23 protein-coding genes are annotated in these 19,428 nt (G+C 71.6%); 12 read left to right on the top strand and 11 right to left on the bottom strand.

Features of this window, described 5'->3' with window-relative positions; all coding sequences use genetic code 11:
* Positions 1 to 79 precede the first annotated feature (79 nt).
* Positions 80 to 1,795 (top strand): glycoside hydrolase family 13 protein, encoded by a 1,716-nt coding sequence (locus ACTMMA_RS01135; RefSeq protein WP_441188255.1) that lies wholly within the window; start codon positions 80 to 82, stop codon positions 1,793 to 1,795.
* Positions 1,796 to 1,844: 49 nt separating this feature from the next.
* Here ACTMMA_RS01135 and ACTMMA_RS01130 read toward each other — a convergent pair whose 3' ends face one another.
* Positions 1,845 to 3,161 (bottom strand): hemolysin family protein, encoded by a 1,317-nt coding sequence (locus tag ACTMMA_RS01130; protein ID WP_441188254.1) that lies wholly within the window; start codon positions 3,159 to 3,161, stop codon positions 1,845 to 1,847.
* A 30-nt stretch (positions 3,162 to 3,191) separates the two neighbouring features.
* On the opposite strand from ACTMMA_RS01130, the gene ACTMMA_RS01125 reads away from it, so the two are divergent.
* A complete protein-coding gene (locus tag ACTMMA_RS01125; RefSeq protein ID WP_441188253.1) occupies positions 3,192 to 3,581 on the top strand; it encodes an antibiotic biosynthesis monooxygenase family protein in 390 nt (129 codons plus the stop codon).
* A 36-nt stretch (positions 3,582 to 3,617) separates the two neighbouring features.
* Here the strand turns inward: ACTMMA_RS01125 and ACTMMA_RS01120 are convergent, their stop codons facing one another.
* Positions 3,618 to 4,886, bottom strand: coding sequence for an MFS transporter (locus tag ACTMMA_RS01120; RefSeq protein ID WP_441188252.1), 1,269 nt, complete (start codon positions 4,884 to 4,886; stop codon positions 3,618 to 3,620).
* Between the two features lie 44 nt (positions 4,887 to 4,930).
* On the opposite strand from ACTMMA_RS01120, the gene ACTMMA_RS01115 reads away from it, so the two are divergent.
* Positions 4,931 to 5,500, top strand: coding sequence for an ArsR family transcriptional regulator (locus ACTMMA_RS01115; protein WP_441188251.1), 570 nt, complete (start codon positions 4,931 to 4,933; stop codon positions 5,498 to 5,500).
* A gap of 15 nt (positions 5,501 to 5,515) precedes the next feature.
* On the opposite strand, the gene ACTMMA_RS01110 is transcribed toward ACTMMA_RS01115, so the two are convergent.
* The 4 genes from ACTMMA_RS01110 to ACTMMA_RS01095 are packed head-to-tail and all read right to left on the bottom strand — an operon-like array spanning position 5,516 to position 7,847.
* Positions 5,516 to 5,938, bottom strand: a complete 423-nt coding sequence (locus tag ACTMMA_RS01110) for a ChaB family protein (protein WP_441188250.1) — start codon at positions 5,936 to 5,938, stop codon at positions 5,516 to 5,518.
* A 59-nt stretch (positions 5,939 to 5,997) separates the two neighbouring features.
* Positions 5,998 to 6,654, bottom strand: coding sequence for a DUF8185 domain-containing protein (locus ACTMMA_RS01105; protein WP_441188249.1), 657 nt, complete (start codon positions 6,652 to 6,654; stop codon positions 5,998 to 6,000).
* Between the two features lie 6 nt (positions 6,655 to 6,660).
* Positions 6,661 to 7,134, bottom strand: a complete 474-nt coding sequence (locus tag ACTMMA_RS01100) for an acyl-CoA thioesterase (protein ID WP_441188248.1) — start codon at positions 7,132 to 7,134, stop codon at positions 6,661 to 6,663.
* Positions 7,131 to 7,847 carry a FadR/GntR family transcriptional regulator gene (locus ACTMMA_RS01095; protein ID WP_441188247.1) on the bottom strand — a complete coding sequence of 239 codons (717 nt, stop codon included), beginning with the start codon at positions 7,845 to 7,847 and terminating at the stop codon, positions 7,131 to 7,133. Before ACTMMA_RS01095 ends, ACTMMA_RS01100 begins: the two co-directional genes overlap by 4 nt.
* 99 nt (positions 7,848 to 7,946) lie before the next feature.
* On the opposite strand from ACTMMA_RS01095, the gene ACTMMA_RS01090 reads away from it, so the two are divergent.
* The 6 genes from ACTMMA_RS01090 (at position 7,947) to ACTMMA_RS01065 (ending at position 12,168) form a co-directional block, all read left to right on the top strand.
* Positions 7,947 to 8,699 (top strand): (Fe-S)-binding protein, encoded by a 753-nt coding sequence (locus ACTMMA_RS01090; RefSeq protein ID WP_441188246.1) that lies wholly within the window; start codon positions 7,947 to 7,949, stop codon positions 8,697 to 8,699.
* A gap of 125 nt (positions 8,700 to 8,824) precedes the next feature.
* Positions 8,825 to 10,288, top strand: coding sequence for a LutB/LldF family L-lactate oxidation iron-sulfur protein (locus tag ACTMMA_RS01085; RefSeq protein ID WP_441188435.1), 1,464 nt, complete (start codon positions 8,825 to 8,827; stop codon positions 10,286 to 10,288).
* A complete protein-coding gene (locus ACTMMA_RS01080; protein ID WP_441188245.1) occupies positions 10,285 to 10,917 on the top strand; it encodes a LutC/YkgG family protein in 633 nt (210 codons plus the stop codon). Before ACTMMA_RS01085 ends, ACTMMA_RS01080 begins: the two co-directional genes overlap by 4 nt.
* Before the next feature lie 105 nt (positions 10,918 to 11,022).
* On the top strand, positions 11,023 to 11,454 hold the full coding sequence (locus tag ACTMMA_RS01075) for a DUF7715 family protein (RefSeq protein ID WP_441188244.1): 432 nt from the start codon (positions 11,023 to 11,025) through the stop codon (positions 11,452 to 11,454).
* Between the two features lie 62 nt (positions 11,455 to 11,516).
* Complete coding sequence (locus ACTMMA_RS01070; RefSeq protein ID WP_441188243.1) at positions 11,517 to 11,783, top strand: type II toxin-antitoxin system Phd/YefM family antitoxin; 267 nt, start codon at positions 11,517 to 11,519, stop codon at positions 11,781 to 11,783.
* Complete coding sequence (locus ACTMMA_RS01065; protein ID WP_441188242.1) at positions 11,770 to 12,168, top strand: type II toxin-antitoxin system VapC family toxin; 399 nt, start codon at positions 11,770 to 11,772, stop codon at positions 12,166 to 12,168. The genes ACTMMA_RS01070 and ACTMMA_RS01065 overlap by 14 nt, the downstream gene beginning before the upstream one ends.
* A gap of 47 nt (positions 12,169 to 12,215) precedes the next feature.
* Here ACTMMA_RS01065 and ACTMMA_RS01060 read toward each other — a convergent pair whose 3' ends face one another.
* A complete protein-coding gene (locus ACTMMA_RS01060; RefSeq protein WP_441188241.1) occupies positions 12,216 to 12,857 on the bottom strand; it encodes a maleylpyruvate isomerase family mycothiol-dependent enzyme in 642 nt (213 codons plus the stop codon).
* A gap of 129 nt (positions 12,858 to 12,986) precedes the next feature.
* Here ACTMMA_RS01060 and ACTMMA_RS01055 point away from each other — a divergent pair, with 129 nt between their 5' ends.
* Both ACTMMA_RS01055 and ACTMMA_RS01050 read left to right on the top strand, forming a co-directional pair.
* Positions 12,987 to 13,970 carry an acyl-CoA thioesterase gene (locus ACTMMA_RS01055; protein WP_441188240.1) on the top strand — a complete coding sequence of 328 codons (984 nt, stop codon included), beginning with the start codon at positions 12,987 to 12,989 and terminating at the stop codon, positions 13,968 to 13,970.
* A 149-nt stretch (positions 13,971 to 14,119) separates the two neighbouring features.
* Positions 14,120 to 14,716, top strand: coding sequence for a SanA/YdcF family protein (locus ACTMMA_RS01050; RefSeq protein ID WP_441188239.1), 597 nt, complete (start codon positions 14,120 to 14,122; stop codon positions 14,714 to 14,716).
* Here the strand turns inward: ACTMMA_RS01050 and ACTMMA_RS01045 are convergent.
* Positions 14,706 to 15,596 (bottom strand): pseudouridine synthase, encoded by an 891-nt coding sequence (locus ACTMMA_RS01045; protein WP_441188238.1) that lies wholly within the window; start codon positions 15,594 to 15,596, stop codon positions 14,706 to 14,708. The genes ACTMMA_RS01050 and ACTMMA_RS01045 overlap by 11 nt on opposite strands.
* A 286-nt stretch (positions 15,597 to 15,882) precedes the next feature.
* On the opposite strand from ACTMMA_RS01045, the gene ACTMMA_RS01040 reads away from it, so the two are divergent.
* Positions 15,883 to 16,086 carry a hypothetical protein gene (locus ACTMMA_RS01040; RefSeq protein WP_441188237.1) on the top strand — a complete coding sequence of 68 codons (204 nt, stop codon included), beginning with the start codon at positions 15,883 to 15,885 and terminating at the stop codon, positions 16,084 to 16,086.
* A gap of 10 nt (positions 16,087 to 16,096) precedes the next feature.
* Here the strand turns inward: ACTMMA_RS01040 and ACTMMA_RS01035 are convergent, their stop codons facing one another.
* Genes ACTMMA_RS01035 through ACTMMA_RS01025 form a run of 3 tightly spaced genes read right to left on the bottom strand, consistent with a single transcriptional unit; the run spans position 16,097 to position 19,403 of the window.
* Positions 16,097 to 16,807, bottom strand: a complete 711-nt coding sequence (locus ACTMMA_RS01035) for an ABC transporter ATP-binding protein (RefSeq protein ID WP_441188236.1) — start codon at positions 16,805 to 16,807, stop codon at positions 16,097 to 16,099.
* A complete protein-coding gene (locus ACTMMA_RS01030; protein ID WP_441188235.1) occupies positions 16,804 to 18,528 on the bottom strand; it encodes a branched-chain amino acid ABC transporter ATP-binding protein/permease in 1,725 nt (574 codons plus the stop codon). The genes ACTMMA_RS01035 and ACTMMA_RS01030 overlap by 4 nt, the downstream gene beginning before the upstream one ends.
* The gene (locus ACTMMA_RS01025; protein ID WP_441188234.1) at positions 18,528 to 19,403 is read right to left on the bottom strand and encodes a branched-chain amino acid ABC transporter permease; all 876 of its coding nucleotides are present in this window, start codon (positions 19,401 to 19,403) and stop codon (positions 18,528 to 18,530) included. The genes ACTMMA_RS01030 and ACTMMA_RS01025 overlap by 1 nt, the downstream gene beginning before the upstream one ends.
* Between the last annotated feature and the right edge of the window lie 25 nt (positions 19,404 to 19,428).

Raw genomic sequence — 19,428 nt, 5'->3', positions numbered from 1 at the left:
GCCCCTGACCGGCGACACGGTCTGCGCGGGAGGTGACGGTTTGCACCCACCCCGGCCACACCGCATACCCTCGACGGTCGTGACCCCCTCGAGCCCGCACGCCCCGCAGTCCCACGATGCACCCTGGTGGCGGCACGCCGTCATCTACCAGGTCTATCCGCGCAGCTTCGCCGACGGCGACGGCAACGGGGTCGGCGACCTGCCGGGGATCACCTCGCGCCTGGACTACCTGGCCGGGCTCGGCGTCGACGCGATCTGGATCAGCCCGTTCTACGTCTCCCCGATGAAGGACGCGGGCTATGACGTCACCGACTATCGCGACATCGACCCGCTCTTCGGGACCCTCGCCGACGCCGACGAGCTGATCGCCCGGGCGCACGCGGTGGGCATCAAGATCCTCATCGACCTGGTCCCCAACCACACCAGCGACCAGCACGCGTGGTTCCAGGCCGCGCTGGCCGCCGGGCCGGGCTCGCCTGAGCGCGAGCGCTACATGTTCCGCCCCGGCAAGGGCCCTGAGGGCGACGAGCCGCCGAACAACTGGGTCTCGATCTTCGGCGGTCGGGCCTGGACGCGCGTGGACGACCCGGACGGGACGCCCGGCGAGTGGTATCTCCACCTCTTCGACTCCAGCCAGCCCGACCTCAACTGGGACAACGCGGAGGTGATCGAGGAGTTCGACTCGATCCTGCGCTTCTGGCTGGACCGGGGCGTCGACGGCTTCCGGGTGGACGTGGCCCACTCGCTGGTCAAGGAGGCCGGGCTGCCCGACTGGCACGGCAAGCCGGTGATGGCCGGCACCGGCGACCCCGAGGACCCGACGCACGCCAAGCGCGGCCCGATGTTCGACCAGGAGGGCGTGCACGAGGTCTACCGCCGCTGGCGCCGCATCGTGGAGGAGTACAACACCACCGGCGACCCGGGCCAGGACCGGATCCTGTGCGCCGAGGCCTGGCTGCCGTCCCTGGAGCGCACGATGCGCTTCGTGCGCCCCGACGAGATGCACCAGGCCTTCAACTTCCACTTCCTCGAGGTCGCCTGGCGCGCAGCGGATCTGCGCGAGGTGATCGACGACTCCGTCGAGGCCGCCGACGCGGTCGGTGCGCCGACGACCTGGGTGCTGTCCAACCACGACGTCGTGCGTCACGCGACCCGCCTCGGCCTGCCGGTCGGCACCGTGCGCCCCAACGGCATCGGGGCCGGGAGCGTCCAGCCCAACGCCACGCTCGGCCTGCGCCGCGCCCGCGCCGCCACCGCCCTCATGCTCGCGCTGCCCGGGTCGGCCTACATCTACAACGGCGAGGAGCTCGGGCTGCCCGACCACACCGCGCTGCCCGACCACGTCCGCCAGGACCCGGCCTTCCACCGCACGCAGGGTGAGGAGCTGGGACGTGACGGATGCCGCATACCCCTCCCCTGGGTCGCGGGCGAGCCGTCCTACGGCTTCGGCCCCGAGCCGGACGGGAGCCCGTGGCTGCCCCAGCCGCTGACCTACGGGCCGCTGGCGGTCGACCGGCAGGAGGGCGTGCCCGGCTCGACCCTGGAGACCTACCGGGAGATGCTGCGGCTGCGGCGCGAGCACGACCTCGGCGTCGGCGGGCTCACCTGGCTCGAGGGGTATGCGGCAGACGTGGTCGCCTTCGTCAACGCGCGGGAGGACGGCACGCCGGTGACCGTCATCGCCAACCTGGGCGAGGAGCCGGTCGAGCTGCCCGAGGGGGCCGAGGTGCTGCTCTGCTCGGGCCGGCTGGACCGGGGCCGGGTCGGGCAGGACACCACGGTCTGGCTGGCCTGAGCGTCAGGCGTCGTCGGCCGGCGGTCGCGCTGCCGGGTCGGCGTCGGCGTCAGGCGTCGTCGGCCGCCTCGGCGCCCGGAGCCTCGCGGGTGACCAGCACCTGCGTGATCCGGACGCCCTCGAGCGCGACGACCTCCAGGCGGACGCCGTCGACGACCACCTCGTCACCGACCTCGGCCATCCGGCCCAGCCGCGCCAGGACCAGCCCGGCGACCGTCTCGTAGCCTCCCCTGGGCAGCTCCAGCCCGAGCGCGTCCTCGAGCTCCTCGATGATCAGCGCGCCGGAGACCTGGGCGCTGCCGCCCTGGCGGACGAGGGAGTCCTCGGGGTCGGGGTCGGTGTCGTACTCGTCGTAGATCTCCCCGACCAGCTCCTCGATCAGGTCCTCGATCGTCACGATCCCCTCGGTCCCGCCGTGCTCGTCGACGACCAGGGCCAGGTGCTGCTGGCTGTCGCGCAGCAGGCGCAGCGTGGGCAGGACGTTCTTGGTGATCGGCAGGGCGATGATGTCGCGGACGAGGTCCCCGACCCGCACGCCCGCCCTCTTGTCGTCGTCGATGGTGAGCATGTCGCGGATGTGGACGAAGCCGAGGATGTCGTCGACGCTCTCGCCGGTCACCGGGTAGCGGCTGCGCCCGGAGGTGCGGATGAACTCCTCGACCTCCTCGACCGACTGCTCGGCGTGCAGGAAGTCGACGTCGGGGCGGGGCCGCAGCACGTCACCGAGGTTGCGCTCGCTGGCCCGGAAGACGTCGGCGAGGATCTCGCGGCTGTAGGGCCGCAGGTCGCGGTTGTCCTCGACGACGCGGCGCAGCTCCTCGATGGACATCTCCTCGTTGGTGGCGCTCGGGTCGCCGCCGAGCAGCCGCACGACCAGGTTGGTGGAGGCGGACAACAGCCAGATGACCGGGGTGAGGATGGTCGCGAAGATCCCCAGCGGCGGCGCGAGGACCTTGGTGAACCCCGCCGAGCGCTGCATCGCCAGCCGCTTGGGCACCAGCTCGCCCAGCACCAGCGAGGCGTAGGCGATCAGCAGCGTCATCAGCACCAGGGCGAGGGTGTCGGCCAGCCCGTCACCCACCCCCAGCCCCTCGAGCCAGGTCGCCACGTAGGGCGCGATCGTGGCGCCGCCGAACGCCGAGGAGAAGAAGCCCGCGACGGTGACCCCGACCTGGACCGCCGACAGGAAGGTGTTGGGGTCGCGCACGAGCCGGGCGATCCTCGGACCGTTGCTGCTGGTGCGCTCGATGTCGTCGACCTGGGAGGGCCGCAGCGACACGATCGCCATCTCGGTGGCCGCGAAGACGCCGCCGATCAGCACGAACAGCAGGACCAGGGCGATATTCGTCAGGAGGGCGGCGTCCATGGATCGAGGGTATTGGGTGAGGATGGGGACATGAGCATCGTCAAGATCAACGCCATCACCGTCCCCGCCGACAGCGGCGACGAGCTCGCCCGACGCTTCGCGGCCAGGGCCGGCGCGGTCGACGGGCAGCCGGGTTTCGAGGGTTTCGAGCTCCTTCGCCCCACCGACGATCGCCAGGTCTGGCTCGTCCTCACCCGCTGGGCCGACGAGGAGTCTTTCCAGGCCTGGACCACCTCGCGCAGCTTCGCCCAGGGCCACGGCGGACGTCCGGCGGACCCCGGGACCGGCATGGCATCGCGACCCGAGGAGGGGCACGGGGAGGCGCAGGAGAGCGGGCGTGGCCCGGTCGGCACCTCGGCCGAACTGTGGTCCTACGAGGTCGCGGGCGGTTCTGACCAGGAGTTCAGGATCCGGGACTGACGCCGCATACCCCTCACGCCGTGAGGCGCGAACGCGTTAGGGCGACAGCGCGTCGAGCTCCCTCGGCAGCTGGCGCATCCCCAGGAGCGGGGAGAGCAGCACCGGCAGCACGGCCGCCAGGCACACCACGCAGAAGATCCACAGCGTCGGCACGATCCCCAGCTGCCGGCCGAGCAGCCCACCCACGAAGGCCCCGATCGGCATCGGCCCCCAGACCAGGAACCGGATCGAGGCGTTCATCCGACCCAGCAGCGGCTTGGGGCACAGCCGCTGACGAAAGCTGACCTGGGCGACGTTGTAGACGACCATGCTCCAGGACATCAGGAACATCCCGACCAGGAGGGTCGGCACCGCCGGCAGCACCGTCGCCAGGGGCACGGCGAAGATCGCGATGCCACCCACCAGCGCCGCGAGCGGGATCGCCGTCCCCTCCCCCACGATCCGTGCGAAGCGCGTCGAGCTGACCGCGCCGACGATGCCGCCGACGGCGCCGGAGGACATGATCAGACCCAGCGTGGTCTCCCGCAGCCCGAGGCTCGTGAGCGCGTAGAGCACGAACAGCGCGAAGATCGCCGAGGTCGCCAGGTTGGTCAGCCCGGTGCACGCCACGATCCGCCGCAGCAGAGGCTGGGAGAGCACGAAGCCCAGGCCTTCGCGGATCTCGGCCAGCAACGGGCGACGCTGCTCCGGGTCGGGGTCGGACTCCCGGTGCCGGATCCGGCTGATGAACAGCGACGACAGCGCCATGCACACGGAGGTCACCAGGATCGTCAGCGGCGAGCCGATCCACCGCACCAGCGCGGCCGCGGCGGCCGGCCCCACGACCCCTGCGACCTGCTGACTGGCCTGCAACTTGCCGTTGCCGTCCGCGATCTGGTCGCCGTCGACGATCTCCGGCAGGTAGGACTGGTTGGCGACGTCGAAGAAGACCGTGATCACCCCGACCAGGGTCGCCACGACATACAGCTGCACGAGCGTCAGCGTGTCCATCAGCCACGCCAGCGGCAGGGTGAGCAGCAAACCCGCACGCAGCAGGTCGCCGGCGACGATGACGACCTTCTTGCGCCAGCGGTCCACCCACGCGCCGGCGGGCAGGCTGATGAGGAGGAAGGCGAGGGACTCCAGGGTCGCCAGCAGCCCCATCTGGAAGGCGTCCGCGCCGAGCAGCTGCACCGCGACCAGTGGCAGCGCGAAGCCGACGAACTGCGCCCCGAAGACGGAGACGGTGTCGCCCATCCACAGCTGCCGGAAGTCGTGGTGCCCCCACAGCCCGGCACGGGTCTGCGGGGCGGTGGGGCGGGTCATGGGTGCATGATGACACAAGTGATTGAGAGTCCTCAATCACTTTCGTGACAGACTCTCTGGGTATGCAGCACCCGCTCGCCTCCGGGGACCTCCCCTCCCACGTCCGGGACCACGTCGAGCGTGAGGCCACCGACGCAGAGGCCCGCGCGCTCGCCTCCGGACTGCGCCTGCGCATCCTGCGGCTGTGCCTGGACGAGCCGCTGAGCAACAGGGAGATCGCCGAGGCGCTGGAGAAGAACCCGGCGACGGTCCTGCACCACGTCCGGACCCTGGTGGACACGGGATACCTCGAGGCGCTGGAGCCGCGTCGTGGACGCCGAGGGGCCCGGGAGATCCCCTACCGGGCGACGGGGAAGTCTTGGTACACCCGCACCCCGATCGGCACCAGCTCGATGCTCGAGGCCTTCCTGGCCGAGGTGGAGCGGGTCCCGGAGGAGCACAAAGCGATGACTCGTATGGCGCTGCGGCTGCCCGAGGAGGAGATGACGGAGTTCCGCACCCGCCTCTTCGAGCTGCTGCGGGAGTTCCACGACCGTCCCCGCGACCCCGAGGCCGAGCCCTGGTCACTCTTCGTCGCCCTGCACCCCGACACCAGCCAGCGCCGGCCTCCCTGACCCAGCTCCCCGGTTTCAGTCGCCCCGGGCCCGGGCGGTGGCGGCGTCATTGGCCTTCTGGATCGCCTCGACCAGCTCGTCCTTGGTCATCGTGGACCGCCCCTCGACGTGCAGGCGCCGCGCGACCTCCAGGAGGTGCTCCTTCGTCGCATTGGCATCCACCCCCTCGGCCGACTCCTCGTCGTTGAGCCCGCCCTTCTCTGCGCGCGCGTCCGAGGGGCCCGGCTCGTCCTTGGGCTCCCAGTGGTCGCCGACCTTCTCATGGGTGTGCTTCACCGCGCTCCACGCGGTGGCGTGGGCGCGGCCCTCGTCGTCGTACTGCTCCATCGCCGAGTCGTAGGTCTTGGCGAAGGTCTCCTGAGCCTTCTTGTCCGAGCGCTCCAGCGTCGAGGGCAGCTCTTCCTTGATCGGCTCGTCGTTCTTGTCCGTCTTGGGCATGCCCCCACTGTGCCGCGCGCCCGCCCCCGTCGCGACCCGGCGCGTCGGGGCGGAGTTCGCTACCGGGTCAGGACGTGGCCGGCCGGGAGGCTGACCCGGGTCCAGGCGCCGCTGCGGAAGACCCGGGCGACCTGCCCATCACCAGCGCGGGCGAAGCCCAGCACCTTGACGGCGAGCCCGGCACCGGCCGCGGCGCCACCCTCGATCTCCCGCGCCCAGACGCGTGCCCGCAGCATCGCCACCGCGGCAGAGCCGGCCCCTTCCGGGGCACCCTGGGCGATCTCGGCGATGCCTTGCTCGGCGGCGGCGTGGAGGGCCTCCGTCGAGACCTCACCCACCGGCTCCCACCCGCCACGGGGCGGCGTCACCCCTGCCCACTGCGGCGAGACCGTGGTGGGCGGCACCGGCAGGGACGTGCCCGTCTCCCCCGTCGCCGACCGCCGCGCGAACCGGTCGCTGAGCCCCCCGAGCGGCACCGTGACGTCCAGCTCGTGCGCCCCGGCCAACGGCATCGTCCGCAGCGCCAGCACCAGCCCGCTGCGCATCAGCCCCTGCCCGGGCACCGCGCAGGTCCAGGCCGCCAGCACCTCGCCCACCGCCTGCAGGCGCATCGCACCGTCGGGGTCCAGGCCCTTGGCCCGGGCGACATAGGTGCCCAGGTCGGCCAACGACTCGACGTCGGGAAAGGTGAGGACAGCGCTCTGGGGAGAGGTCATCCCTGCTCAACGCGCCTTCTTGTCGCCGCGCAGCACCGGCGCCTCGGCCCGGACCGCGGCGAGCGCCTCGCGCTCGGGCGCGCCGAGCCGGCGCGGCCGCGCTCCCTCCAGGTCGTAGGCCACCAGCGTGACCCGACCACGCGCATAGACGGTGTCGTCCCCCTCAGGCCCGGCAACCGCATACCCCAGCTCGAAGCTGGCTGCGCCCACGTCGCTGCACCACACGGCCACGCGCGCGGGCGCGTAGGCGAAGCCCATCGGCAGGAGGTAGTCGATCGCCTGGGAGACCACGAGCATGCCCTCGTTGATGAGGTCCCGGTCGGCCCCGAACCAGTCCTTGAAGGCGTAGACCCGCGCCTCCTCGAAGAAGCGGAGGTACTGCACGTTGTTGACATGGGCGTAGGCGTCCATGTCCGACCACCGCACCGTGATCGGGTAGATCCTGGCGACCTCGGGGACCCCCGACAACGCAGCGCTCACTGCTCGGCCACCTCCAAACGCGACCAGGCGGTGCGCACGTGCTCCTCCATGACGACCTCCCCCGCCGCCGCGTCACCCGCCTCGATCGCGTCGAGGATGGCCTGGTGCTCGGCGTTCAGCTCCTGGCTCAGCTTCGCCCACGCGGCCTCGTCGAGGGAGGCGAAGCGGTCCATCAGCGGCCCCCGCACCGACTCGCGGATCGCGATCGTGGTCTCGGCGGCCAGCCGGTTGCCGGCGGCCTCGGCGACCGCGACGTGGAAGGCGGTGTCGGCGTCGTTGAACTCGGTGCGGGTCCGGGCCGACCGCAGGTCCGCGAGACGCCCGCGCAGCCCCTCCAGCTGCTCGGCGCTTGCCCCCTCCGCCGCCAGCCGCACGCTCAGCCGCTCCAGCGCCACGCGCACCTCGAGGACGTCCTCGAGCGGGAAGTGCGCCAGCGCGACGTGCACCCGCAGCAGGCGGGTGAGCGCACCGGAGGACATCGCCGTGACGCGGGTGCCCCCGGCCGCCCCGGCGCCCACGCTGGACTGCAGGACCCCTTGCGCCTGGAGAGTGCGGACTGCCTCGCGCACGGCGGACCGGCTCACCCCGAGCTGGGTCGCCAGGTCGCGCTCGGCCGGCAGGCTGTCGCCCACCGCCAGCGTGCCTGCGAGGATGCGCTCCTCGATCCAGCCGACGACCACCTCGTAGGCCTTCGGCGCGGCCGCGTCGCCCATGCACCCTCCTGCTCTTGACGTCCGTGCGAGTGTAGCCTTACAGTGAGCCGCAGCCAATGGTCGGACCATTCGATCCGCCCACTGCCCGAAGGGAGCTCGATGACGACCGCGCCTCGGGTGGCGCTCTTCGCCACCTGCTTCAACGACACGATGTGGCCCGAAGCACCTCGGGCCACGGTGGCCCTCCTCGAACGCCTCGGGTGCACGGTCGAGTTCCCGCGCGCCCAGACTTGTTGCGGGCAGATGTTCACGAACACGGGGTATGCGGAGGAGGCGGCTCCTCTCGTCCGTTCCTTCGTCGACGTCTTCAGTTCCTACGAGTATGTGGTCGCGCCCTCGGGCTCCTGCGTCGGCTCGATCCGGGAACAGCACCCGATGCTCGCCCGCCGGGCGGGCGACCGCGGGCTGGAGGCAGAGGTCGAGACCACAGCGAAGAAGGTCTACGAGCTGTCCGAGTTCATCGTGGACGTGCTCGGGGTGACCGACGTCGGCGCCTACTTCCCGCACCGGGTGACCTACCACCCGACCTGCCACTCGCTGCGGATGCTGCACGTGGGCGACCGCCCGCTCCGGCTGCTTCGTGAGGTGCGGGGCATCGACCTGGTCGACCTGCCCAACGCCACGGAGTGCTGCGGCTTCGGCGGCACCTTCGCGGTCAAGAACGCCGACACCTCGATCGCGATGGGCGCCGACAAGGCCCGGCACGTGCGCGAGACGGGCGCCGAGGTGCTGGTGGCCGGCGACAACTCCTGCCTGGCGCACATCGGTGGCGTGCTCGGCCGCCAGCGTTCGGGCGTGCGCACCCTGCACCTGGCCCAGATCCTGGCCTCGACCGAGGAGGACCCGGCATGACCGAGACCCAGGCGAGCCCGGACCTGCCGACGGGAGACGTCGGAACCGGCCCCACCGCATACCCCGACGGGACCCGGACGAGTGACGCGAGCCCCGCGCAGCGGACCAGCGCCACCTTCGTCGGGATGCCCTCCTTCCCGAGCGCGGCGCGCGAGGCCCTGGCCAATACCCAGCAGCGCCGCAACCTCGCGCACGCGACCGCGACGATCCGCGGCAAGCGGGCGCTGGTCGTCGGCGAGGTCGATGCGTGGGAGGACCTGCGCGTGGCGGGCGCCGCCGCCAAGGACGAGGCGCTGCACCACCTGCCCCACTACCTGGAGCAGCTGGAGGCCAATCTCACCGCCCGGGGCGCGACCGTGCACTGGGCGCGCGACGCCGAGGAGGCCAACCGGATCGTCGTGGACCTGGTCCGGGCCAAGGAGACCGACGAGGTCGTCAAGGTCAAGTCGATGGCGACCCAGGAGATCGAGCTCAACGAGGCGCTCGAGGAGGCCGGGATCAGCGCCTGGGAGACCGACCTGGCCGAGCTGATCGTCCAGCTCGGGCACGACCGGCCCAGCCATATCCTGGTGCCGGCCATCCACCGCAACCGCGCCGAGATCCGCGAGATCTTCCTGCGCGAGATGGGGGACGTGGGGCGGGCGGCCCCGGAGGACCTCACCGACGACCCGCCGCGCCTGGCCGAGGCCGCGCGGCTGCACCTGCGCGAGAAGTTCCTGCGCGCCAAGGTCGCGATCTCGGGGGCCAACTTCGCGATCGCGGACACCGGCACGCTGGTGGTGGTCGAGTCCGAGGGCAACGGACGGATGTGCCTGACGCTGCCGGAGACGTTGATCTCGGTGGTCGGCGTGGAGAAGGTGCTGCCGACCTTCGCCGACCTGGGGACGATGCTGCAGCTGCTGCCGCGCTCGAGCACGGGCGAGCGGATGAATCCCTACACCTCGATGTGGACCGGTGTCACCCCCGGCGACGGCCCGCAGGAGGTCCACGTGGTGCTCCTGGACAACGGCCGCAGCCGGGTGCTGGAGGACGAGCTCGGTCGGCAGGCGCTGCGCTGCATCCGCTGCTCCGCGTGTCTGAACGTCTGCCCGGTCTACGAGCGGGCCGGCGGGCACGCCTACGGCTCGGTCTACCCCGGCCCGATCGGGGCGGTCCTTAACCCGCAGCTGCGCGGGACGGGCTCGGCGATCGACAAGTCCTTGCCCTACGCCAGCTCGCTGTGCGGGGCCTGTTTCGAGGCCTGCCCGGTGCGGATCGACATCCCCTCGCTGCTGGTCGACCTGCGCACCAAGGTCGTCGACGAGGGCTCGCGGCGGACGCCGGAGGCGCTGGCGATGAAGGCCGCCGCCTGGACCTTCGCCGACCACCGGCGGCTGGAGGCGGCCCAGCGGGCTGCGACGCTCGGCGGGAAGGCTCTGGGTGGGCGGACGATCCGCAGCGTGCCCGGCCTGGGCGCCTGGACCCAGGCCCGGGACGCGCCCTCGCCCCCGAAGGAGACCTTCCGCCAGTGGTGGAGGCGGACGCGCGGCGACTCGCCGTCGCCTTCGCCCACCACGAAGGACGGGTATGGAGAGGAGCAGGGCCGGTGAGCGCGCGCGACGAGATCCTGGGACGGCTGCGCAAGGCCACCGCCGACGTGACCTCGCCCGTCGGCGACCGCGGGGAGGTGCCCTTCATCGCGGTCGAGTCCCCCGGCGTGGAGGCGACGCTGGAGCTGTTCGCCGAGAACGTGGCCGACTACCGCGCCACGGTCGTGCGCTGCGACGAGGCGGGGGTGGCCGGCGAGGTCGCGGCGGCCCTGGCGCGGGCGCACGCCCACTCGGTCGTCGTCCCCGACGGGCTCGAGGCCGCGTGGATCGCCCCCCTGCAGGACAGCGGCGTGCGGATCGTCTCCGACGAGGCCCTCACCGCGGCGCAGCTGGACGAGGTGGACGCCGTGGTCACCGCGGCCAGCGTCGGCATCGCCACCACGGGCACGATCGTGCTGGACCACACCCCCGACCAGGGCCGCCGGCTGCTCACGCTCGTCCCGGACCAGCACGTCTGCGTCGTCCGGGCCGACCAGGTCGTCCACGACGTCCCCCACGCCGTCGCCCTGCTCGACCCGCAGCGCGCCCTGACCTGGATCAGCGGCCCCAGCGCCACCAGCGACATCGAGCTCAACCGGGTGGAGGGTGTGCACGGTCCGCGCACCCTCGATGTGATCATCGTCGGCTGACAGGGCGTCGAGGACACGAGCGAGGGACGAAACAGGGCGGCTTGTCAGTGGTCCCTCCTAGTGTCGTGCACACATCGGACAAGGGGTCCGAGGACTGGAGGGGACATGCGCATCTTGGTTGCCACGAGCGAGACCAACGGGCAGGTGGAGGGGGACTACGACTTCTGCATTGAGGGCGAGCTCGTCTACATGCAGGAGCCCTGCGGGCGCGACCGGCGGGACCCGGACGGGGGCTGCGGTTGCGGCCGGGGATTCGCCGGCATGAGTTCGCACCGAGGGACGACCACTGCGGTCTCGATCGAGTCACCGCTCACCGAGGATGAGGTGCGGGAGGCGCTGCGCTCCAGCCTCGTCGTCGGCGGATGGTTGGACGCGGCCACTCATCCACCGGGCTCGACAGATCCTCTTCTGGAGCAGTTGCTCGCCTACATGCGAGGCGTGGCTCGCGAGATTCCCGCGGGCACCGTGGTCCGCAGGCGCCTGAACGAGTTCTACTACCTGGTCGATGGCGGCGGGCCCGAGGAGGCCACGGCTTGATGCGCGAGACAGACCTGTCGACCCGCACACGCGAATTGCGACGGTTGCTACACTCGAGCGGCATGGAGTCCATCCCCCACCGCGAGCTGCGCAACAACAGCAGCAGGATCCTGGCGCGGGTGGCGGCCGGGGAGAGTTTCGAGGTGACCAACCACGGCGTTCCCGCCGCGATCATCTCCCCGCCCACTCCCGCGCGGGTGCTCGATCAGATCCTGGCCGCAGGTGGGGGAAAGCCGGCGGGGACGAGGGCAGACCTCACCGCCCTGACGCGGGTCGAGAGCGCGGACTCGGTTGGGGAGATCCTGGCAGACATCCGTGGCGCCTACTGAGACGCTCCGCTACCTGGACACCTCTGCCGCGCTCAAGCTGCTCGTGCAGGAGGCGGAGTCGGACGGTCTCGCGCGCGATCTGATGGCCCCAGGAAGTGTGTTGGTGTCGTCCATGCTGCTCTTCACCGAGCTGCACTGCGCGGCTGACCGTCGTGGTTTCCTGCACCCCGTTTCGGTCAACCTCGTGCTCGACAGCATCGCGTTGGTCGACCTGACTCGCGACGACCTTGTCCGCGCGGCCACCTCACGGTGGGGGCTCAGGTCGGCAGATGCCCTGCACCTGTCCACCGCCCTGCGCATCGAGGCCGACGAGATCGTCACTTACGACCAAGAGCTGGCCGATGCTGCCCTCAGAGTGGGGATCACCGTCAGCAGCCCGGGCTGACAGCGTCTCCTGCGCGCTGAGGCCCGGCCCCGGTGGCGGGACCCCGCTCAGCCCAGACGGCCCCGGAGCACCTCCACGCCAGGGCCGCGCAGCTCTTCCAGGTATGCGGCGCGCCCCGCCATCCCCATGACCAGGGCCAGGATCGGCCCCTGCACCAGCGGCCCGTCGCCGGAGGAGAAGTCGCCGTCGGTGGCCTCCATCCTCAGGCCTTTCACCGCGGACGCGCTGTTGACCGCGAAGTCCTGCCGGGCGAAGAAGCGGGCCACCTCCAACGTCGCCTCGGGCGACGGCGTCGTGCCCAGCCCGAGGGGCCGGCGGATGTCCTGGGCGTGCACGACGACCTCGCCCAGCCAGGCCGGCACGTGCCCCGAGGCTGCGGTGCGGCTGTCCATGGCCGCCCGGAAGCGCGCCAGCGTCTCGTCCGGGGACGGGCCCTTCTGCTCGGCCAGCCGGCGCGCGTTGTGGACGGCGGGGTCGAACCGGGCGGCGAGCATGCTGCGCAGCCACGCGACCCGGCCGGTGCTCGCGGCCGCGGTGAGGTGGGCCACGACGTCCTCGACCGTCCAACTCGGGCACAGCGTCGGGGCCGCCCAGCCCGCAGGGTCGAGCTCCTCCAGGTCCGCCAGGAGCGCGGCCCGCTCCCTGCGCACCAACTCCCACAGCTCGGTGCTGCGTCGTGCGGTCGGCATGATCGGTCTCCCACGCTCGTCGGTCGTCACGATGGTAGAGACGCTCCCCACCGCGCGGACTCATCGGTGGCGGCGAAGACCGAGCCGGGCGTGCACCGCATACCCAGGACCTCCACTAGGCTCTGGCAGGTGACCGACGCACCTCAGCTCGACCCGATCGACGACCTCCTGGACGTGCTCGACCTGAAGCGGGAGGGTGAGACCACGATCCACGTCGCCTCCCCGGAGGGCATCGGCGAGGACCTGTCCGACTCCGCTGGTGACGTGTTCGTCGGCAAGAGCCAACCGATGCCGCACGGCCGGGTCTTCGGCGGCCAGGTCCTGGCCCAGTGCGTCGTCGCCGCGGGGCGCACCGTGACCCCGGTCGAGGACGGCTCCGACACCGAGCCGCAGGAGCGGCACATCCACTCGATGCACGGCTACTTCCTGCGCCCCGGCGACGCCAACCGGCCGCTGCGCTTCCTCGTCGAGCGGATGCGTGACGGCCGCAGCTTCAGCGCGCGGCGGGTGCACGCCATCCAGGACGGCCGGATCCTGATGTCGATCATCATGTCCTTCCAGGAGGACGCCGGCGGCCTGGAGCACCACCTCCCGATGCCGGACGTGCCCGCCCCCGACTCCCTGCGCTCGGACAAGGAGATCCTGGAGCGCATCGAGCACCCGGTCGCTCGGCTGACGGCACGCACCCGGCCGGTCGAGATCCGCCACGTCGAGCCGCTTCTGCTCAGCTCAGGCGAGCCCGGGCCCAGCGAGCAGTCGGTCTGGATGCGCATCCCCCGCGAGCTGCCGGACGACCCGCTGCTGCACGCGGCGATCATGGCCTACGCCTCGGACTACACCCTGCTCGAGCCGATCCTGCGCAAGCACGGCATCGGCTGGGGCGACCCGCGCCTGCGTCCGGCGAGCCTGGACCACTCGATGTGGTTCCACCGGCCCGGCCGCTTCGACGACTGGGTGCTCTACACCCAGTCCTCCCCCTCCGCCCAGTCCGGTCGTGGCCTGGGTCTGGGGCACATGTATGCGGCTGACGGCACCTTGCTCGCGACCGTCGGCCAGGAGGGCATGGTCCGCATCAAGGAGCCGCGCCCAAAGACGCCGCCGTCGTTCGCGTGACCTCTCCCGGCCCGTCGTCCGTCGACCGTCCCGGCCCTGGCGCCACACCCCGGCCCGCCTCTCGGACGGCAACCCGTCGCTCGCGCGGGCGCACCCTCCGCCGCGTCGCCCTCGCAGCGGGGCTGCTGACAGCGCTAGCCGTCCCCGTCGTGCCCAACCTCTGGGTCGCGGTCGCCTCCTCCGGCCGGGTCGTCGGCGCCGCCGAAGCGCCCCAGCGGGACGTCGCCATCGTCCTGGGCGCCGGGCTCAACGCCTCGGGGACGCCCTCGCCCTACCTCGCTGCCCGCCTCGACGTGGCCAGGGAGCTCTACGACGAGGGCAAGGTGCAGGTCGTGCTGGTTTCGGGCGCCAACCCCGAGGCGAGCTACGACGAGCCGACGGCGATGCGTGCCTATCTCGTGGCGGCCGGCATCCCGGAGGAGCACGTCGTGCCGGACTTCGCGGGGCGCGACACCTACGACACGTGCGTGCGCGCCCGGCGGGTCTTCGGGGTCGGCGAGCAGCAGGCCCTGATCGTCTCCCAGACCTACCACCTGCCGCGGGCCGTCGCGATCTGCCGCGCGACCGGGCTCGACGTCATCGGTGTCGGCGACGAGACGGCCCGCGACCTCTCCCGGGCCGAGTGGGACCGGGGCGTGTGGCGGGAGCGCGCGGCGGCGGTCAAGGCGGCGTGGGACGTGATCAGCGGGCGCGACCCCATCCTCGGCGAGCCCGAGCCGGGCGTCACCAACGTCCTCAACGGCTGAGCTTCTCCCCCGCACCCTCGACCGGCAGGCGCCGGGCGGACCGGATCCGCCGCGGGGCACCGCTGACCGGATCGGTGAAGGACACCTCCTGCGCGAGCAGCTGCAGCGGCGTCGAGAAGTCGTCGGGCGCCACCTCGCGCACGCGGGGATAGAGCGGGTCGCCGTGGATCGGGACGCCGAGCCCGGCCAGGTGCACCCGGAGCTGGTGGGTCTGGCCCGTGGTCGGGGTCAGCCGGTAGCGCCCCAGCCCGACCCGGCCCAGCTCGCTGCCACCCGGCCCACCGCCCAGCTGGGTCCGACCGACCAGCTCCACCCGCGTCACCGCGTTGACCGGACCGTCCTCGACCACCGTCTGCAGCGAGCCCCGGCGCTTGACCAGCCGGTCGGCCACGGTGCACGGGAGCTCGAGGTCGTCCCGCACCGGCGCCAGCGCCTCGTAGGTCTTGCCCAGCCCGCCCGCCTGGACCATCCGCTGGTAGGTTGACCGCACCTCCGCACGCATCGACAGCAGCAGCACCCCGCTGGTGAGCCGGTCCAACCGGTGGACCGGTGCCAGCTCAGGCAGGTCCAGCTCCCGACGCAGCCGCACCACCACCGTCTGCACCACGTGGGCGCCCCGCGGCATCGTCGCCAGGAAGGGCGGCTTGTCGACGGCCAGGAGCCCGGTCTGGTCGTCGCGCAGGAGGATGCGCACCTCCCCCGGCACCCTCACCTCGTGCGGCAGGTCCCGATACAGGTATGCGGTCGCGCCCGGGGCGTAGGGCGTCCCACCGTGCACCGTGCTCACCCGACCACCCGCGGAGAGGAGCACCTCCCCCGCCCGGACGCGGCCCCATACCCCCTCCTCGTCACCGGTGAGACGGATGAGGTGTTCAACCACTGTTGTTGCAGGTGGGACAGGGTTTCGAGGCAACCGGACCCGGGCGGCGTCGACACCGTCCCGCGCGGGCAGCGGGCCGGAGAGACGTCGTCGACGGCGAGGCACCAGCCCACGGTAGAGCAGTGGGCTGACGATCTGGGGCCGAGGGGCACCTCACCCATCAGTTCGACCGGCGACATGCTCTGCTGCGGACCGGCGACACGAGCTGCCGCCGGCCCTCGGCTGCTCCGCCGGACACCGTGGGAGGATGGGCGCAGCCGAGGTTCGGCCGAGGAGGGAGCGGACGATGTGGTGGCAAGACCTGCTGTGGGGCGTCTGGAACGGGATCACCGCCTGGGTGGTCTTCATCGCTCACGTCTTCGGAGCCTGGGAACGATTCCCCGTGTATGACGTGGCCCGCACCGGGAACTGGTACGACTTCGGCTTCCTGGTCGGCGCCGGCTCCCCCCTCCTGGGGATGTTCAGCAGCCGGTCAGGCTCGAAGGAGTAGGCCGGAGGTGTCAGTGCGTCTCGAGGCCGAGGTATGCGGCGACGATCCCCTCGTCCTGCAGCAGCTCGCCGGCCGGACCCGACTGCACGATCTCCCCGCTGGAGAGGACGTAGCCGTGGTCGGCGGCCCGCAGCGCCCGGCGGGCGTTCTGCTCGACCAGCAGGACACTGGTGCCGCTGGCCCGGATCTCCTCGATCACCCGGAAGACCTCGTCCACCACCTTCGGCGCCAGACCCATCGACGGCTCGTCGAGCAGCATCAGGGACGGCTCGGCGACGAGGGCACGGCCGATGGCGAGCATCTGCTGCTCACCGCCTGAGAGACTGCCCGCGGGCAGGTTCCGCCGCTCGTGAAGGACCGGGAAGCGTTCGTAGACCTCGCCCTTCCGGTCCCCCGTGGTGTGCCAGGCGCCGAGCTGGAGGTTCTCCTCGATGGTCATCGTGGACAGGATCTGGCGGCCCTCCGGCACCTGGACGAGCCCGCCCTTCACCAGGGCGTGCGCCGGGGTGCGGGTCACGTCGGTGCCGTCGAAGGTGATGCGTCCGGCAGCAGGCCGCACGACGCCGCTGACGGCGTTGATGATGGAGGACTTGCCGGCGCCGTTGGCGCCGACGAGGGTCACCAGGCCGCCGCGCGGGACGGTGAAGCTGACCCCACGGACCGCCTGGACGCGTCCGTAGCTGACCGTCAGGTCCTCGACCACGAGGATGTCGTCGCTCATCGGTTCTCCTCGCTCGTGCCGGTCGGACCCGGTGCCGTGGCGCCTGCCCCAGAATCGTCACCGCCGAGGTAGGCCTCGACGACGGCCGGGTCGTCCATGATCTGCTCCGGGGTCCCGGTCGCGATGACCTCGCCGAAGTTGAGCACCACGATGCGGTCGCAGGTGCGCATGACCATGCCGACGTTGTGCTCGATCAGCAGGATGGTGAGACCCTCCTGGGCCAGGGAGCCGATCAGCTCGGACAGCGCCTGGGCCTCGACATGATTCATGCCCGCGGCCGGCTCGTCCAGGATCAGCAGGGAGGGATCGGACGCCAGCGCCCGGCCGATCTCCAGACGACGCTGGTCGCCGTAGGACAGCGCGGAGGCGTCGACCCCGGACTTGTCGGCCAGACCGACCCGCTCCAGGCAGATGGCGGCGTGGGCCAGCGCCTCCTGCTCGTCCCGGCGGGCGCTGGGCAGCCAGATGAGTCGGCGCAGGAAGGTCGGCCTGCTCACCACGTGAGCCCCCACGAGCACGTTCTCCAGCGCCGACAGGCGCGGGAAGAGCTTGGAGTGCTGGAAGGTGCGGCTCACGCCCGCCTTGGCGATGGTGTGGACGGGGGTCCGGCCCGGCGTGGTCCCGAGCACCTCGAAGGTGCCGCTGGAAGGTGCGACGAGGCCGCTGATCATGTTGACGAGGGTCGTCTTGCCCGCGCCGTTGGGCCCGATGAGTCCCACGACCTCGCCGGAGGCGATGCTCAGGTCGACATCCCGCACCGCGTGGACGCCGCCGTAGTCCTTGTTGCCGCCGGACACCTTGACCACCGGGGTGCCCGCCTCGGGGTGGGAGCGGCCCACGCGGTCCGCGGCAGGTCCGCCCTCGGTCGCCGCCCTGACCGTCGCGGGACGCAGCCGCAGACGCGGCAGGAGCGAGGCGATACCGCCCGGCAGGAAGAGGATGACGAGCAGCATGAGCAGGCTGGCCAGGAAGGGCCGCACCCAGCCGGCCTCGACGCCGACCGCCCGCTGGATCTCGGGCACCATCGTCAGGAAGCCGCTGCCGAAGATCGGGCCCAGCCACATGGTCGAGCCACCGACCACGGCGGTCACGAGGCCGTCGATGGCCCGCGAGAAGTCGAAGTCCTCCGGCGCCAGGAGTCGCATGAAGTAGGCCCACAGCACGCCGTAGAGCCCGGCCACGGCACCGGCGGTGATGAAGGCCATGAGGCGGTGCCTGCCGACGTCGATCCCCATCGCCCGGGCTGCCAGCTCGTCCTCCCGGATCGCGGTCAGGGCCCGGCCGAAGCGGCTGGGGCCCTGCCGCCAGAACCAGTAGGCGACCAGCGCCAGCGCGATCCAGGCGATCGGGGCGGTGACCACCTTGGGCACCGACATGCCGTTGGCCCCACCCGTCCACTCGGCGTTGATGAGCAGGATCCGCACGGCCTCGGCGAAACCGAGGGTGGCGATGGCCAGGAAGACCCCGCGCAGGTGCATCGTGGGCAGCCCCAGGACCACCGCGGCCAGAGAGCCGACCACCATCCCGATGACGATCGCCAGGAGCAGGGCCGGGAGCTCGCCGATGTCGTTGGGCGAGGGCGTGATCGCCGCCGCCGTGAAGCCTCCCAGGGCCGCGAAGCCGGCCTGGCCCAGGCTGAGCTGACCGGCGACGAGGACGGCGTAGAAGGAGTAGGCCAGGATCGCGTTGAGCGCGATGAAGACCAGCACGGACTCGCTCATCAGACCTCCCTCACACGCTTGCTGCCGAAGATCCCCTGCGGGCGCAGCACCAGCAGCAGGAAGAGCAGACCGAAGGCGACCAGGTCACGCCAGCTGGACCCGATGTACTGGACCGCGAAGACCTCGGCCAGCCCGAGGATCAGGCCACCGACCAGGGCTCCGGGCAGCGACCCCATACCGCCGACGATGATGATCGCCAGGCCCTTGAGCTCGATCGCCGTCCCCATCCCCAGCTGGGCGGAGTTGACGTTCATCGCGAACAGCGCACCGGCGACGGCACCGAGGGCCGAGGACAGCGCGAAGGTGGTGGCCGTCACCCGGTTGACGTTGATGCCCAGGACGGTGGCCGCCTCCGGGTTCTCGGCGACCGCCCGCATGCCCCGGCCGAGCCGGGTCCTGGCCACGAGCCAGGTCAGACCGACCATGAGCAGCAGGGAGATCGCCAGGATGAGGACCTGGAGCAGCGTCACCCGGGCGCCCATCACCTCCAAGGCCGTCGCCGGGAAGGTGTCGGCAGGGAAGCGTCGGGTGTCGGGTCCGTAGCGCCAGAGCAGGAGTGCGCCGAACATGCCGGCGAGCGCGATCGAGGAGATCAGGCCACCGAAGTGGGCGTCAGGTCGTCCTCGGAGCGGGCGGAAGGCCACCCGCTCGATGATCAACCCGAGCACGGCACCGATGAGCGCCACCAGGGGGAGGGCGATCCAGATGGACAGCCCTCCCCCGGTGACCAACTCGATGCCGATGAACGCGGCAGCCGCGAAGACGGCGGGGTGGGCCAGGTTTAGCCGGTCCAGGATGCCGAAGACCAGCGTGAAGCCGATGGCGAAGAGGGCGTAGATGGCGCCCAGGAAGACGCCGTTGAGCAGCTGCTGCATGTCGTCAGGTCAGTTCAGGCCGCCG

It is taken from the genome of Ornithinimicrobium panacihumi (genome assembly GCF_052073805.1).
Lineage (GTDB): Bacteria > Actinomycetota > Actinomycetes > Actinomycetales > Dermatophilaceae > Ornithinicoccus > Ornithinicoccus panacihumi.
Note: the sequence above shows the minus strand (reverse complement) of the source record. Positions and strands in the feature narration are given on the sequence as shown.

Bases quoted from the DNA above. Each gene is read 5' to 3' on its own strand.
- ACTMMA_RS01040 (WP_441188237.1), top strand. From the start codon at position 15,883: ATGTGGTGGCAAGACCTGCTGTGGGGCGTCTGGAACGGGATCACCGCC.
- ACTMMA_RS01060 (WP_441188241.1), bottom strand. From the start codon at position 12,857: ATGCCGACCGCACGACGCAGCACCGAGCTGTGGGAGTTGGTGCGCAGG.
- ACTMMA_RS01130 (WP_441188254.1), bottom strand. From the start codon at position 3,161: ATGGACGCCGCCCTCCTGACGAATATCGCCCTGGTCCTGCTGTTCGTG.
- ACTMMA_RS01110 (WP_441188250.1), bottom strand. From the start codon at position 5,938: ATGCCCAAGACGGACAAGAACGACGAGCCGATCAAGGAAGAGCTGCCC.
- ACTMMA_RS01105 (WP_441188249.1), bottom strand. From the start codon at position 6,654: ATGACCTCTCCCCAGAGCGCTGTCCTCACCTTTCCCGACGTCGAGTCG.
- ACTMMA_RS01090 (WP_441188246.1), top strand. From the start codon at position 7,947: ATGACGACCGCGCCTCGGGTGGCGCTCTTCGCCACCTGCTTCAACGAC.
- ACTMMA_RS01025 (WP_441188234.1), bottom strand. From the start codon at position 19,403: ATGCAGCAGCTGCTCAACGGCGTCTTCCTGGGCGCCATCTACGCCCTC.
- ACTMMA_RS01085 (WP_441188435.1), top strand. From the start codon at position 8,825: ATGCCCTCCTTCCCGAGCGCGGCGCGCGAGGCCCTGGCCAATACCCAG.
- ACTMMA_RS01095 (WP_441188247.1), bottom strand. From the start codon at position 7,847: ATGGGCGACGCGGCCGCGCCGAAGGCCTACGAGGTGGTCGTCGGCTGG.
- ACTMMA_RS01120 (WP_441188252.1), bottom strand. From the start codon at position 4,886: ATGACCCGCCCCACCGCCCCGCAGACCCGTGCCGGGCTGTGGGGGCAC.
- ACTMMA_RS01030 (WP_441188235.1), bottom strand. From the start codon at position 18,528: ATGAGCGAGTCCGTGCTGGTCTTCATCGCGCTCAACGCGATCCTGGCC.
- ACTMMA_RS01035 (WP_441188236.1), bottom strand. From the start codon at position 16,807: ATGAGCGACGACATCCTCGTGGTCGAGGACCTGACGGTCAGCTACGGA.
- ACTMMA_RS01070 (WP_441188243.1), top strand. From the start codon at position 11,517: ATGGAGTCCATCCCCCACCGCGAGCTGCGCAACAACAGCAGCAGGATC.
- ACTMMA_RS01075 (WP_441188244.1), top strand. From the start codon at position 11,023: ATGCGCATCTTGGTTGCCACGAGCGAGACCAACGGGCAGGTGGAGGGG.
- ACTMMA_RS01125 (WP_441188253.1), top strand. From the start codon at position 3,192: ATGAGCATCGTCAAGATCAACGCCATCACCGTCCCCGCCGACAGCGGC.